This is a genomic window from Bacillus sp. CR71, assembly GCF_003429245.1.
In the GTDB taxonomy this organism is placed as follows: Bacteria; Bacillota; Bacilli; order Bacillales; family Bacillaceae_G; genus Bacillus_A; species Bacillus_A thuringiensis_S.
The window spans coordinates 5720495-5737080 of the sequence record NZ_CP031748.1; the positions used below are offsets into that span (position 1 = coordinate 5720495).

Sequence of the window (16586 nt, forward strand, 5' to 3'; positions counted from 1 at the left end):
TAACAATGTAAGAAACTATCGTCTTTCAACTTCGGTCCACTAATCGTACAACTCTCTTTAGACAAAATAGATGACTATTTTCAAAGTACATATTGTCTTCATTCTGACCAAAAACAACCCTATCTAGATTTTTATTTCCACATAACTTTAAGGCAAAAATAAGCCTTCACAAGGGGATACACTACCTTGGTTAGTATGTATCGTAAAACTTACCTTTATAACCATTCTTTTTTACTAGATATACATGAAAACTATCTCACATATAAAGGTCTGATATCATTCTTTATATCAGTATTTTTTTCGACATTTTTTGTCGAATTGTGTATATTTCCAAATAACTGTGTAAATATACATTTTGTTTTACGTTAAATAATATTACTTTGAACATAACCCAGTTTGTCTGAGAACGCGTATAGAAACGGAGGGATAGCAAAAACAAATAGCTTATAACAAATACTTTTAATATTCCATTTGTTCATGTGGAATAAGTCCCCAATGGACAAATGAATGTTCAGAGGAGGAAAAATGAAAAAACTTTTCAATGTATGTTTAATTGTATTCGTACTATTTTCGCAGCTTGCTAGTTTTCCATACAATCAAGTAAAAGCGGAAACCTTAACAGGAGATTCCTTATTTGACACTGTTGAAATGAAAGATGCAACGAATCATATTATTGACGAAGCAAAAAATCCTAACAACTTAATAAAGATAGGATCAACCATTCAAGTAGAATACGCTTGGTCAATAAAGGATCAACAAGTTGCACAAGAAAAAGATTCAACAGTTCTTCAGATACCTAACGCATTAAAAGTAAAAAATGACCAACAAGGAAACTTGATGGCAGATCAACAAATTATTGGTCAATATTTTGTTACGGCAAACGATAACAAAATGAAAATAGTCTTTAACGATTCAGTAAAAGATTCAAAAGGTGTTAAGGGAAAAATTAAATTTGACACTGTATTCAATCCAGATTTAAAACCTGGCATAAAAGCCGTCCCACTCACTTTCCCTCTAGGTACAGTAGCTAAGACTATCTCAGTTCCTGTTCAAGTAGATAACCCTACTTCACCTACTATTAATAGTGATGATGCTAAGCAGACTACCGAAGAGCAAAAGAACGGTGACGCACAGCAACCTACTGAACAGCCAAAAGATGGTGAAACACAGCAGAAACCTGCGGAACAACCAAAAGACGGGAATCCTCAGCAGCCTGCGAAACATTCAAAAGATGGTGAGACACAGCAGAAACCTGCGGAACAACCAAAAGACGGGAACACTCAGCAACCTGCGGAACAGCCGAAAAACGGGAATCCTCAGCAGCCTACTGAACAGCCAAAAGATGGCGGGACACAGCAACCTACTGAGAACCCTGGTGATAACACAACAGGGCAACCTGTTGAAAATCCAGACCCATCACCTAAGCAAATTAAAGAAAATATTTTAACAAGCGTAAAATTAACAGATAAAGACGGAAAACCATTTAATGATACAGATAATCGTCCAAATCCTGATTCTGCTGCCAATATCGATTTTACATGGGAAGTTTTAGAATCATTAAAAGTAAAAAAGGGAGATTACTATATTTTCCAACTACCGGAGTATTTTATCGTCCATAACACCATTACACAGCCTTTAGTTGATGGAACTGGACATGAAATTGGGACGTTCGTTGTTGACTTAAACGGAAAAGTAACTATGACTTTTAACGAGTACGTTGAAGACAATCCTAATATAGATGGTCATTTAAAAGTTGGTACGGAATTCAATAAAACAAAAATTAAAGGGACTACGGAACAAAAAATTCCTTTCCCAATTAAAGAACAAGACGTTATTATCGAGCTTGATTTCAAACCTAATGTAAAGAAATCTATGAATAAAAAAGGTATACCTGATAGACCGATTAATACGAATCAAATCAATTGGACAGTCGAAATGAACAAAACAAAAGACATTCTTACAAACGCTGTCTTCCAAGACAATATTCCAAATGGAGCCAATCTCAATGAAGATTCTATTAAGGTTTATGAGTTAGAAGTAGATATTAACGGGAAAACGACTCGTGGAGCCGAAGTTAGTAAAGAAGAATATACACTCACTTCATCCTCCGATAAATTAAATATCGCTTTTAAAAATGAAACGAAAAAAGCATATCAAATTGAATATGCGACAAAAATTACTGACGAAAGTGTTACTAGTTTCAAAAATGAAGCAAAAGTATCCAGCAAGAATCAAGGAGATGTATCCGCAAATGCAACTGTAACTGTTTCACGCGGTACACATCTAGAGAAAACTAGTAAATATAATCCAAAAACACAAACAATTGAATGGACAATTACTTTCAACGGTGACCAGAGAGAGATTAAACAATCTGATGCGCTTTTAAAAGACATCTTGGACAAATCTCATAAAGTTGATGCAAGTTCTATCGTGGTTAAAAATGCTTCTTATGATAATAACGGAAAACTTGTTACAGGTGACAACGCTACAAACTTTACTGTAAAAGAAACCGATGAGGGATTTGATTTACAATTTAATGAAGATATTAATAGTGCCTATGTGATTACTTATACATCGAAAGCCAAGAATGATGTTATACAAGATGGCGAAATCGAAAATAAAATTATTGCAGATGGAAAATGGAGTAAAACAAACAAAGTTACATTACAACAACAAAACATCATAAAAAAACATAATAAAAATGCAAACGATACAGATTACAATAAGAAAACAACGAAATGGACAATTATTGTAAATGATAACAATTACGTGTTAAATGATGCTGTTATCACTGATACGTTTGACTATAGTGGACTTACATTACAAAAAGATAGTTTCAAAATTACTGATGGATCAACTGAACTGAAATTAGACTCTGATTACACACTTGATGTAACAGCTGACGGATTCAAAGTAACACTAGCTGGTATTTATAAGTCTAATATGGATAAAACTTTAACCATCACGTACACAACAGACTTTAATTACGAGACTCTATCTAAAAAGGATGATAATAAATCATTCAAAAATACAGCTGAGTTATCATGGAAAGATATAAATGGGAACGATAAAAATAGTAAATCTCATGATAGATTCAATCCTGACGGCTATACAAAAGGAAACGGATTTAAATACGGTTCTTACAATGCCCAAACGAAAGAAATCAAATGGGACATAGGGTTTAACTATAATAACAGGACTATTAAAGACCCTTCTATCGTTGACGTACTAGAAAACAATCAAAAACTTATACCAGACTCCATTGAGATTCATCATATGGAATTAACTGGTGGTGCAGACGGTTATAAATTAGGGGCACTTGTTTCCCCTGACGAATATACGGTAGAAAATGCAACGAAAGATAATAAAAATACATTAACGATTCATTTTAAAAATGAAATTAAAACAGCGTACCATATCAGCTTTAAAACTTCACTTGCAGGTGAAGAAATTAATAAGCGCTATGATAATTACGCCAAATTAAAAGATGGATCGGAAACTATCGCCAATATTCATGGTGCATTCGAGATCAAAAATGGTGGTAGCGGCGTTACGAAAAAAGCAAAACAAAATGACAAGTACATTGATTGGAGCGTTTCTATTAATGCAAGTCAATCAACGATTGAAAATGCTGTCGTAACAGACGATCCGACAGACAATCAAATTCTCGATGAAAAGTCATTCCACCTATATGGGACAACAGTAGCCGTGGATGGCACTTTAACGAAAGATACAACAAACGAATTAAAAGAAGGAAAAGACTATAAACTCAAAATAACAACAGACAACAATACGGGGAAACAACAATTTACAATTGAATTTCTTCATACTATTGATCGAGCTTATATTTTAGAATACCGTTCACTCATTAATGCAGACAATAATGAAAAGGTAAGCAATAAAGCGAAGATTACTGGTAATAGTTTGAAATTAACAGAAACTGAAAAAATTGAAGAAATAGTAGTTAAAGTATCTTCTGGATCTGGAGGCGGTTCTGCTACTAAGGGACGCGGAAACCTTCAAATTAAAAAAGTAGATAATGCAGATCCAAATAAAATTTTATCTGGCGTAGTATTTACTTTATTCGATCGCACAGGTACAACTGCTATTCGAACAATTACAACAGACGACAATGGTATCGCTCAGTTTAACAACTTAAAACGCGATGAATATCTGCTTAGAGAAATGAAAACTCTTGATGGCTATGTCATTAGTAAAGAATTAAAAGCAGGTAAACTTGTTAAGCTTGGTGCAGAAGAAACTACAACATATACTCTTAAAAACGAGAAATTTGTTGGAAAAGTAGTACTTACAAAGACCGATGCTCATAACAAAGAAAAGCTTAAAAATGCAGTTTTCTCTCTGCTTGATCAAAACCATAATGTCATTCCTGAACATAAAGAATTAATAACAAATGATAAAGGACAAATTACTGTAGATAATTTAAAACCAGGAACTTACTACTTAAAAGAAATAAAGGCTCCTGAGCATTATCAATTAGATGATCGACTTATTGAATTTAAAATCGAGGAAGATCAAACAACAGTAATTAATAAAGAGGCCCAAAACAGCTTAATTAGAGGCTCAGCTATCCTAAAAAAAGTTGATAAAGAGGGTAATACTTTAGAAGGTGCAGTATTTAGTGTACGGGACCGAAATAACAAAAAAATCCCTGGTTATACCAAATTAACGACAAATGGTAACGGACAAATCGAAGCGAAAAATTTACTTCCTGGAGAGTACCAATTTGTTGAAGAAAAAGCACCTGAACATTATGAAATAGATAAAAAACCGCTTAAATTTACAGTTGAAAAGAGCCAACAGAAAGCACTTACTGTTACAGCGACAAATCACCTCATTAAAGGTGGTGTCACTTTAACGAAAGTCGATGATGTCGATGGCACTGCCCTTGAAGGTGCTATATTTAAAATTGTCGATGCGAATGACGAGAAACAAGTAATTCGTGAAAATATAAAAACAGGTTCAGATGGAAAAGTTACCGTTAAAGATCTAGAGCCTGGTGCTTATAAATTTATCGAAACAGAAGCTCCTAAGGATTATACGTTAAGTACAAACCCTATCGAGTTTACAATTGATAAAAGCCAACAAACTCTTGCTACTGTTACGGCAAATAACAGCTTAAAAACGGGCGAGGTTGAATTATTAAAAGTTGATGAGTTTGGTGAGAAAAAACCACTAGAAGGTGCTGTATTCAAACTTGTCGATACAAATAATAATGACGTTTCCCCTCACACTAACTTAACTACTGATAAACACGGTAAAGTTAAAGTTAGTAACCTACGTCCTGGTACGTATAAATTTATTGAAATAGCTGCTCCTGAACATTACGTTTTACGAGCAGAACCTATTGAATTTACAATCGATAGAAGTCAGAAAGAAACTCTACTTGTGAAAGCTGAAAATGCTTTAAAACCAGGAGATGTTGAATTAACAAAAGTTGATGATATCGATGGTACAGCTCTTGAAGGTGCTGTATTTAAAATTGTTGATGCAAATGATGAAAAGAAAGTTATTCGCGAAAATGTAAAAACTGGTGCGGATGGTAAAGCTATCGCTACTGGCTTACGCCCTGGCGATTATAAATTTATCGAAGTAACAGCACCGAAGTATTACGACAAAAATACAAAACCAATTAAATTTACGATTACAGAAAGTCAAACAACTCAGGCTACTGTTACCGCTAAAAACAGCTTAACAAAAGGCGGTATTGAGTTAACAAAAGTGAATGCTGCAGATGAAAAGGAAACACTTGAAGGTGCAGTATTTAAAATCGTTAATAGAGATACTAATGAAGATGTTCGTACGGACCTTGTTACGAATAGTAAAGGAATGCTAGTTGTAGATGACTTACGTCCTGGTAACTATAAGCTAATCGAGACGAAGGCTCCTACTTATTACGATGTAAATGAAGAACCAATTGAATTTATAATTGAAAAGAGTCAACAAAAACTCATCCCTATTACTTTCAAAAATAGTTTGACGAAAGGAAAGGTCAAATTAATTAAAGAAGATGACGTGGAAAGCGCGAAAGCTCTTGCTGGCGCTGTATTCACATTACAAGACGCAACTGGCAAAGAAATTATGAAAGATTTAATAACAGATGCACACGGAGTATTAGTCATCCCTGATTTAGCACCAGGCGATTATCAATTTATTGAAGTGAAAGCTCCTGAACATTATAAATTAGATCAAACACCTATTAAGTTCACAATTAAAAAAGGTAGTAAGGAAGATCTTCCTATCCCTGTTACTGTAAAAAACAGTTTACTTACAGGTGGCGTCACTTTAACAAAAGTTGATGATGTTGATGGCACTACTCTTGAAGGTGCAGAATTTATAATCGTTGACGCTCATGATACTAAAAAGGTAATTCGCAAAGGTTTAACGACTGATAAAAACGGTAAAATTACTGCTTCTGATTTACGTCCTGGAGACTATCAATTTGTTGAAGTAAAAGCTCCAAAAGACTATACCTTAAGCAAAGAGCCTATTCCGTTCACTATCGAAAAAAGTCAAAAAGAGAATATTACTGTTACTGCTACTAACAGTTTAAAGAAAGGTGCAGTAACATTAACAAAAATCGATGACATCGATCGTACGATGCTCGAAGGTGCAATCTTTAAGATTGTTGATATGAACGGTAAGGAAGTTCATACGAATCTTGTTACAGATAAAAACGGAAAAATTTCTGTTTCTGATTTACGCCCTGGAGACTATCAGTTCATTGAAACAAAAGCTCCTGAGCACTATGTATTAGAAGAAACACAAATTCCGTTTACAATTGAAAGAAGTCAAACGAAAGAGATCAATGTTACAGGTAAAAATGCTTTGAAAAAAGGTAGCGTTGAACTAACAAAGATTGACGATATTGATATAAATACAAAACTTGCTAACGCCGTATTTAATTTATTAGATGCAGACGGAGAGCTAGTTGAAGAAGGCTTAAAAACAAATGATGAAGGTAAAATTGTTGTTGAAAATCTACGTCCTGGTACGTATCAATTCGTTGAAACAATTGCTCCTGAACATTACGTTTTAGATAAAAAACCTATCGTATTTACAATTAAAAAGAGCCAAACTGAAGCTCTTCATGTCACTGCTACAAATGCTTTAACAAAGGGTGCTGTTAAACTTTCTAAAGTAGATGATGTTGATGCCACTGTTCTTAAAGATGCAGTATTTAAAATTGTTAATATGAACGGTGATGTAGTTCATAAAGACCTTGTTACAAATGAACAAGGACTAATCGAAATTAACGACCTACGTCCTGGTGATTACCAATTCATCGAAACGAAAGCTCCTAAGGATTATGTTTTAGATGAAACACCAATCAAATTCACTATTGAAAAAGGACAGAAGAAATCTATTTCTTTAACTACTACAAATAGCTTAAAACAAGGTAGTATCGAATTACTTAAAGTTGATGATTTAAACGATCAAACAAAACTTGCCGATGCGGTATTTAATTTACTAGATCAAAATGGCAAGGTACTTAAAACAGATTTAAAAACAAACAGTGAAGGTAAAATCGTTGTCGAAAACTTACGTCCTGGTACGTATCAATTCGTTGAAACAACGGCTCCTGAACACTATGATTTAGACAAAAAACCAATTATATTTACAATTGAAAAAAGCCAAAAAGATATCGCTACCGTTACTATGAAAAATAGTTTAACAAAAGGCGGCGTGGAACTTTCTAAAGTAGATGACGTTGATGGCACTACTCTTGAAGGCGCAGTATTTAAAATTTCAGATATGAATGGTACTGTAATTCGCAAAGATCTTGTTACGAATCAACAAGGTAAAATTAGCGTTTCTGACCTACGTCCTGGTGATTATCAATTCATCGAGACAACGGCTCCGAAACACTACAATTTAAACAAAGAGCCAATTCCATTCACAATCACACAGAGCCAAGCTGAGCCTGTCTCTGTTACAGCTACAAATAGCTTAACGAAAGGCACTGTGGAGCTTTCTAAAGTGGATGATGTTGATGGTACCGCTCTTAAAGATGCGATATTTAAAATTACTGATCTGAATGGTAATGACATTCGCACTGAGCTTACAACAGATGTACATGGAAAAATTTCTGTTTCTGATTTACGTCCTGGGGACTATCAGTTTGTTGAAACGAAAGCTCCTGAACACTATAAATTAGATAGTACACCTATTAAGTTTACAATTAAGAAAAGCCAAAAAGAAAAGCTCCAAGTTACTACTACAAATAGCTTAACTGAGGGTGCTGTAGAATTAATAAAAGTGGATGATATAAATCCAGATACAAAACTTTCTGATGCAGTGTTTAACATCATCGATGCGAAAGGTAAAATTGTTCGCACTGATTTAACTACTGATAAAGATGGTAAGATTACTGCTACGAACTTACGCCCAGGAGACTATCAATTCATTGAAATGAAAGCTCCTAAGCATTACGATTTAAATAAAACACCTATTAGCTTCACTATCGAAAAAAGTCAACTAACTCACGCTTCTGTTACTGCTAAGAATGGCCTAACAAAAGGTGGCGTGGAATTAACGAAAGTTGACTCTATAGATAAGAAAGAAATGCTAGAAGGTGCGGTATTTAAAATTACTGATCTGAACGGTAACGACATTCGTACGAATTTAGTTACCAATAAAGATGGAAAAATCATCGCTAAAGACTTACAACCAGGAGACTATCAATTTATTGAAACAAAAGCTCCTAAACATTACGACTTAAATGAAGAACCAATTAAGTTCACAATCGAAAGAAGTCCAACAAAGCATGTCTTCGTTACAGCTATTAATAGCTTAACGAAAGGTAGTGTTGAGTTAATTAAAGTTGATGATGCCAAGCAAAACACAACACTTGAAGGTGCAGTATTTAAAATTGTTAATAAGGATGGACACGATGTTCGTACCGATTTAACTACTGATAAAAACGGCCGTTTAGTTGTGGATGAATTACCGCCAGGAGACTATGAGTTTATCGAAACAAAAGCTCCTGAACACTATGACTTAAACAAAACACCTATTAAGTTCACAGTTAAAAAAGGCCAAGAAAAAATCGCCTCTGTTACTGCTACGAATAGCTTAACTAAAGGCGCAGTTGAATTAACTAAAGTTGATGACATCGATGGTACTACTCTTGAAGGAGCAATCTTTAAAATTGTAGATATGGACGGCAAGGATGTTCGTTCTGATTTAACTACTGATAAAGATGGGAAGATTTCTGTTTCTGATTTACGTCCGGGAGATTATCAGTTCATTGAAATGAAAGCTCCTAAGCATTATGACTTAAATCAAAATCCTATCAAGTTTACTATTGAAAAGAGTCAAACTGCTAAAGCTTCTGTTACTGCTACTAACAGCTTAACTAAAGGCGCAGTTGAATTAACTAAAGTTGATGACATCGATGGTACTACTCTTGCAGAGGCTATCTTTAAAATTGTAGATATGAACGGTAAGGATGTTCATTCTGATTTAACTACTGATAAAGATGGTAAGATTTCTGTTTCTGATTTACGTCCAGGAGATTATCAGTTCATTGAAACGAAAGCTCCAACTGGCTATGATTTAAACATTAAACCAATTCCTTTCACAATTACGAAAGGACAATCTCAGATTACCTCTGTTACAGCTTTAAATAGTTTAACAACAGGTTCAATTGAGTTAACTAAAGTTGATATTGATCACCATGGAACACTTGAAGGTGCCATTTTCAATATTTTAGACCAAGATGGAAAAATCATCCGAGAAGGTTTAAAAACAGACCAACACGGAAAAGTAATCGTAAATGATTTGAAACCTGGTAATTATCAATTAGTAGAAACACAGGCTCCTAAAGGCTATCAATTAGATGCATCACCAATAAACTTTACAATTGATAAAGCCCAAGCTACACCACTACAAATTACAGTTTCAAATAAAAAGATTGAATCTTCGTCAGGTGGAGATGACAAGCCAGTTACTCCTCCAAATAAAGAAGAAAACAAAGGCAATGAAACATCTGAGAAACACAAAAACGGAACTTCCGAAGAAACATCAAATGAAACAGATAACAAACAGCAAGATGATCGAAATACGGATAAGCACCTTCCAAATACAGGTCATAAAGAAGATCCTACACAAACAGTAGGTATCGTTCTTCTACTAGCTGGATTATTAAGTATTTTAGCTAAAAAACGCAAAAAAAATTATTAATAATTTTTTCACACCCAATCAATCTCTCAATTGATTGGGTGTTTTTTTATACAAAAAGGACGATACATAAAGTATCGTCCTTTTAACGGGGTGAGGCTGCCCAAAAGTACGGAAAACCTTTGAACAGCCTCGTATTTTCATATGGATGCCTTACATATATCACTGATAATAATTATGAAATGCGGAAACATAATTACCATCAACTGATTCAAACATGAGGAATGAAACCCTACAGTGGTTCCATTCCTCTACATAATCTAAAGTTTGGGTACACTAGATTCATGCAATGTAGGGGCTTTCAGAGTAGAAAGCGAACCTTCGTTTAAAATGATAGCATACATATCTCCCTCAAAAATATGCAAATATGCATATATTGTTTTTATTTCTCAATGTCAGAATATTGAAAAATAAAAGACACAAAGGTAAAATAAAGTCATTATCCGTCTTCTTTTGTCAGTCAGAGAGAATAGAAGAATAGGAGAGGAAAAAATGAGCAAATCATTGAAACAAAAAATAGTAAGCTCTTTGCTTGCTATATCACTTGCTGTTAGCTTAGCTCCAATTGGGCAAGCAAAAGCGGATTCCACTTCAGAAGTTCCACAAACTCCATCTATTACAAAACAAATTGATCCAAACCGCGCCATTGAACATGTTCGTTTCTTATCTGAAACAATTGGGCCTCGACCCGGTGGAACAAAATCCGAAGAATGGGCTTCTCGTTACATTGGTATGCAGCTTAAATCAATGGGTTATGACGTAGAATATCAGCCATTTCAGGTGCCCGATCAATACGTTGGATTCATTGAATCACCACTATCAACAAAACGTAATTGGCAAGCTGGTGCTGCTCCTAATGCACTAATATCTACAGAAGCTATTACAGCTCCCCTTATCTTTGTTCAAGGTGGGACAAAATTAGAAGATATTCCAAATGAAGTAAAAGGTAAAATTGTTTTATTTGAAAGAGGAACGACAGTTACAGATTATAATAAACAAGTTGAAAATGCTGTTAGCAAAGGTGCAAAAGGTGTTCTTTTATACAGTTTAATTGGCGGACGCGGAAATTATGGACAAACCTTCAATCCCCGCCTAACGAAAAAGCAATCTATCCCTGTCTTTGGTCTTGCTTATGCGCAAGGAAATGCATTTAAAGAAGAAATCACTAAAAAAGAGACAACAATTCTTTCCCTAAAAGCGAGACATGAATCTAAATTAAAATCTCTAAATGTTATCGCAAAAAAGAAACCAAAAAAGAGTACAGGTAATGAAAAAGCAGTCGTTGTAAGCTCGCACTATGATAGTGTTGTTGGAGCACCTGGCGCAAATGATAATGCTTCTGGAACTGGATTAGTATTAGAACTAGCTCGTGCTTTTCAAAATGTAGAAACTGATAAAGAAATTCGCTTTATTACCTTTGGTTCTGAAGAAACTGGATTACTTGGTTCGGATTATTACGTTAATAGTCTATCCCAAAAAGAACGTGACCGTATTTTAGGCGTCTTTAATGCTGATATGGTTGCAACAAATTATGATAAAGCAAAGAATTTATACGCTATGACACCTGATGGCTCTACAAACTTTGTAACAGATGCTGCCTTGCAAGCAGGTAAACAATTAAATAATGACCTCGTTCTTCAAGGGAAATTTGGATCCAGTGATCACGTACCGTTTGCTGAAGCTGGTATTCCTGCTGCTCTATTTATTTGGATGGGTGTCGATAGTTGGAATCCATTAATCTATCATATCGAGAAGGTATACCATACACCCCAAGATAACGTATTAGAAAACATTTCACCTGAACGAATGAAAATGGCATTAGACGTTATCGGAACAGGAGTTTATAACTCGCTTCAAAAACCTATTACTCAAACTGAGCAGAAAGCTGCTTAATCAATAAAAGACCACTGATTTTTATCAGTGGTCTTTTATTGAGAAAAAATATATATGCATAAAAGCATATTTTATCCTACTCATTATCGTATACAATATTAACTGTAACAACACCGATTACAACTAATAAGGAGGCTTTTTCTATTATGAAAAAAATGATTTTAGTAGGTGCGTTAACTTTAGCAGGAATTACCGGAGCTACCGCGTTTATTCCTGAAACAAAAGTCGCTGCTGCCGCTCAAGAACAAAGCTTTACAAAATTTTATTCTTTGCAAACTGGAGGTAGTTCTGAACAAGAACCTATTTTCCTTCAAAAAGGACAAGAACTAACAATTCATCCTAACAGCAAAACTCCTAGTTACAGTGTTTATGACTCAAATCATAACCTTATTGGGCGTTATTCTGATGGTTACGGCCGAATTTTCACTGCAAAAACAGATGGAAATATGTATGTTCAATTTCATGCACCTTACGTTTACTATAGTCCTGTTAGTTTTTCTGTTACTTATACAATCCAATAAAATAAGGGGCCTTTCTCAGGGGCCCTTTATTTTGCTTCCCAATTCACTTTTACAAAACCATCTTTCACCATTAAACCACTTATATTGAATACATACTTTTCATTTGCTTTTAATGTAGCTTTAAAAGTACCTTTTTTCGATTCACAAATCTCCTTTAATTCCTTTATCCCTTCTCCTTGTCTTTCATACAAGCTAAAGCATAAGTTACCACGCTTTGCATCTGTTTCATAAGAAAATGTTACTTCTGTATCTTTTGCATACTCCAGTTCAATATCTTTCCCAGCAATATCCCATGATGAGAATTTTGCCTCGTAACTTGTCTCCCCTTTCTTCTCATTTTCTAAATATATATCACCAGCTCTCCACATATCATCTAACGTTTGAACGAAAGCAAAGCCGCTAAGTAATACAAACATCGCACTTGCAAATATAACAACTAATGTTACCTTTTGCTTTTTCATACCCTTCATCGTATATTCTCCTTCTACTTTCCGGCTATTTCTGCGTGTCATATATAACAAAACTCCAATAAAAAATGGCAATATAATCGCTATAACACTCCACCACTTACTTATTCCACGCGTTTTCGCATCTGTATATACCCATGATGCTACACATACTAAAAGTGCTATAAAAGCCAAAAACATTGTAATCCCAGCTATCTCAAATACTACAAATGGATTAGCGAACCCTATCATGTAATTTATACTCCTTCTTTAAAAATGCCTGTATGACAACATATATAGGAATGTATATGTGCATCATAATAACTATCGTTATAATGACAGATATTTTATGATCCAAATGACTAACAAACTGCTCTAGGGTGACTGTTAATACAATCATCCAAATAGCATGAATGAAAACAACCCATCTCTTTTCTAATTTTCGAGCATTTCGCACGCTCTGTTTCGTATGGTTTATTAGCTCTTCGTTAGGAACCATCTCTCCCGCTAAGCTACTTTTTATCTTCTGATCAAACTTATCTTCCGTCATAAACGAACCCCTCCAAATGTTCTCGAATTTGCTTCTTCGCATAATTAAGGCGGTATTTCACTGTACCAATCGGTATATTTAATATTTCACTCATTTCTTTATAAGAATATTGTTCATAATAGTAGAGTACGAGCACAGTTTTATACTTTTCATTCAATAACTGTATAACTTCCCGTATCATTTCCGCTTCCACTTTTTGAATACATTCTTCTGATATATTTACTTCATCTGCGAAATCTATTTCTCCACCATCTTCTTTATGAAACAAATCCAATATTCGATCTTTCCACCTTTTTTTCTTACGATAAAAATCATAAAACGTACGAACACAAATTGTAGCAATCCATTTTTTATAATTATCCACATAGGAAAGTTGATGCCTTGATGAAAAAACCTTTATCCACGTCTCTTGAAAAATATCTTCCGCATCTTCTTTCGTTTTCGCTAACTTATAGCATAAGGAATATATTTGCTGCTTATATATATCAATTAATTCTTCTACCTTTTCTTCCATCATAAGCCTCCTGTCATTTATATAAGACGACGCAAATTATCCTTTTGTTTGATAAAATTTTATTTTTTTATTATCTCCATACAAAAAGGCAATCACAACATCATGTGATTGCCTTTTATTTAAAAACGAAAGTCCGCTTCCGCTTTTCTTTATGTCCAGCTCTGCCTCCTAGCCCCTTCTGTCTAAGAACCTTCCCCACGAGAAGATAAAATGCATCTTCTGTGGGAAAGAACCTTAGCCTTCGGGACTAAACAGTCGGCTCCGCTTTTCTTCATTACATTTTTTCTGGTGCAGATACTCCTACGATTGCTAATGCATTTTGAAGCGTAGTGCGTACTGCTTTCATTAACTCGTAACGAGCTTTACTTAATTCTAAGTTATCTTGGTTTAATACTTTTTCTGCATTGTAGAAGCTGTGTAATGCTGCTGCTAATTCAAATGCATAGCTTGTAATGCGGTGTGGCAGACGTTTTTGTGCTGCATCCGCAACTACAGCTGGGAATTCACCAAGCTTTTTCAGTAACTCTACTTCTTTCTCAGAAGTAACAAGTTTGTAATTCACGTCTCCATCTGCAGCTAATCCTAACTCTTCACCTTGACGAAGGATACTGCATACACGAGCATGAGCATATTGTGCATAGTATACTGGGTTTTCATTAGATTTTGATACAGCTAAGTCCATATCGAAGTCCAAATGAGAATCACCACTACGCATTGCGAAGAAGTATCGCATTGCGTCCACGCCTACTTCTTCCATAAGCTCACGAAGTGTAACTGCTTTACCTGTACGCTTACTCATTTTCATTTTTTCACCATTTTGGTATAGTTGTACCATTTGGATGATTTCTACTTCAAGTGTTTCTTTATCGTAACCTAGCGCTTGAATAGCAGCTTTCATACGAGGAATGTAACCGTGGTGGTCAGCACCCCAAATGTTGATTAGCTTATCGAAACCACGCTCTAATTTATCGCGATGGTAAGCAATATCTGGCGTTAAGTATGTGTAAGAACCGTCATTTTTAATTAATACACGGTTTTTGTCATCACCGTAAGTCATTGAACGGAACCAAGTTGCTCCGCCTTCTTCAAAGATTTCGTCACGCTCTTTTAATACAGTAAGTGCAGCATCGATTTTTCCGTTTTTGTATAATGATGTTTCTGAGAACCATACATCAAATTTAACACGGAAGCTCTCTAAGTCTTTTTGAAGTTTTGCTAACTCATATTTCAAACCGTATGAACGGTAGAATTCATAGCTTTCTTCAGCATCAGCTTTTGCATAACGATCGCCAAACTCTTCAGCTAAACGTTTACCGATTCCAATGATATCCGCACCATGGTAACCGTCTTCTGGCATTTCTTTATCTAAACCTAAAGCTTGCATGTAACGAGCTTCAACAGAAAGAGCTAAATTATGAATTTGGTTACCGGCATCATTAATGTAGTACTCACGAGATACATCGTATCCTGCTTTTGCTAATACGTTACATAAAGTGTCACCCACTGCCGCACCACGTGCATGTCCTAAGTGAAGGTCACCTGTTGGATTCGCAGATACGAACTCAACTTGTACTTTTTCACCTTTACCAGTGTTCGTTTCACCGTAAGCTTCACCAGCGTTTACGATTGTTGGAATTAAATCTGTTAAGTAGCTATTATCCATATAGAAGTTAATAAAACCAGGACCAGCGATTTCGATTTTTTCAATAGAAGCTTTTGCTTTATCGAAGTTTGCAACTAGTTCTTCTGCAATCATACGAGGTGCTTTTTTCGCAACGCGTGCAAGTTGCATTGCCATGTTTGTAGAGAAGTCACCATTTGTTTTATCTTTTGGAGATTCTAATACAACGTTTGGAATCTGTTCTTCTGTCGCTAATTCTGCCTTTAATACAGCAGCTTGAATTTCTTCTTTAATCAATCCTTTTACCTGTTCTAAGGAATTCATTATTTTGCCTCCTTCAAATTAATTGTAATTGTATATCTGCCAGCTTCTTGTTCACTTAGAAGCAATGCGTACGTTAAGAAGAGTTGTCCTTTTTTCTTTTCATCCGACCATTTAAAAAGAACGTTATCAGTTTTCGTTTGCAGTGCAAACGTACCAAGTTCACTCGTATACGTACCCGTTGTCCATTCACCTTTCACATGCGTCTGACGCATAGAAATAGCACCTGAACGCATAATGAGAACTTGTTCATCTTGAATTTTAATAATTGTTTTCACTTCGCCTTGTTCGTTCGGCTCCTGGAATGTTACATATGTACCTTGACCTTTTACATAGTATTGACCATTTGCTTCAAAAGCAACGGTTTCCTTCCTCGCCCCTTCACGGATTTCTGTTACGAAATGAACGTGTACCGGCAAGCCTGCAAGTTGTTTCTTCACGTCTTGCACACCTTTCAAATGTTATAGATATTAAATACTACTTATAATAAATCACTTTTCCTATCATATCAAAAAAA

8 protein-coding genes are annotated in these 16586 nt (G+C 35.1%); 3 read left to right on the forward strand and 5 right to left on the reverse strand.

Going from position 1 to position 16586, the window contains the following annotated elements:
- Window positions 1–525 precede the first annotated feature (525 nt).
- From DOS87_RS29000 to DOS87_RS29010, 3 genes are all read left to right on the forward strand, one after another.
- Window positions 526–10206, forward strand: a complete 9681-nt coding sequence (locus DOS87_RS29000; protein WP_208730168.1) for a SpaA isopeptide-forming pilin-related protein — start codon at window positions 526–528, stop codon at window positions 10204–10206.
- Window positions 10207–10695: 489 nt separating this feature from the next.
- Window positions 10696–12096 (forward strand): M28 family metallopeptidase, encoded by a 1401-nt coding sequence (locus DOS87_RS29005; RefSeq protein ID WP_000045705.1) that lies wholly within the window; start codon window positions 10696–10698, stop codon window positions 12094–12096.
- Window positions 12097–12242: 146 nt separating this feature from the next.
- Window positions 12243–12617: a hypothetical protein gene (locus DOS87_RS29010; protein ID WP_000738257.1), complete on the forward strand. Its 375-nt coding sequence runs from the start codon at window positions 12243–12245 to the stop codon at window positions 12615–12617.
- A 26-nt stretch (window positions 12618–12643) separates the two neighbouring features.
- Here the strand turns inward: DOS87_RS29010 and DOS87_RS29015 are convergent, their stop codons facing one another.
- The 5 genes from DOS87_RS29015 to DOS87_RS29035 form a co-directional block, all read right to left on the reverse strand.
- Complete coding sequence (locus DOS87_RS29015) at window positions 12644–13315, reverse strand: ABA4-like family protein (RefSeq protein WP_000578914.1); 672 nt, start codon at window positions 13313–13315, stop codon at window positions 12644–12646.
- The gene (locus DOS87_RS29020) at window positions 13299–13613 is read right to left on the reverse strand and encodes a hypothetical protein (RefSeq protein ID WP_000133816.1); all 315 of its coding nucleotides are present in this window, start codon (window positions 13611–13613) and stop codon (window positions 13299–13301) included. The genes DOS87_RS29015 and DOS87_RS29020 overlap by 17 nt, the downstream gene beginning before the upstream one ends.
- Window positions 13600–14127 carry an RNA polymerase sigma factor gene (locus DOS87_RS29025; RefSeq protein ID WP_000391648.1) on the reverse strand — a complete coding sequence of 176 codons (528 nt, stop codon included), beginning with the start codon at window positions 14125–14127 and terminating at the stop codon, window positions 13600–13602. Before DOS87_RS29025 ends, DOS87_RS29020 begins: the two co-directional genes overlap by 14 nt.
- Before the next feature lie 274 nt (window positions 14128–14401).
- Entirely contained in the window at window positions 14402–16072 is a 1671-nt protein-coding gene (argS, locus tag DOS87_RS29030; RefSeq protein ID WP_001086463.1) for an arginine--tRNA ligase, read from the reverse strand.
- Complete coding sequence (locus DOS87_RS29035) at window positions 16072–16509, reverse strand: YwiB family protein (protein WP_000744343.1); 438 nt, start codon at window positions 16507–16509, stop codon at window positions 16072–16074. The genes argS and DOS87_RS29035 overlap by 1 nt, the downstream gene beginning before the upstream one ends.
- Window positions 16510–16586: the final 77 nt, after the last annotated feature.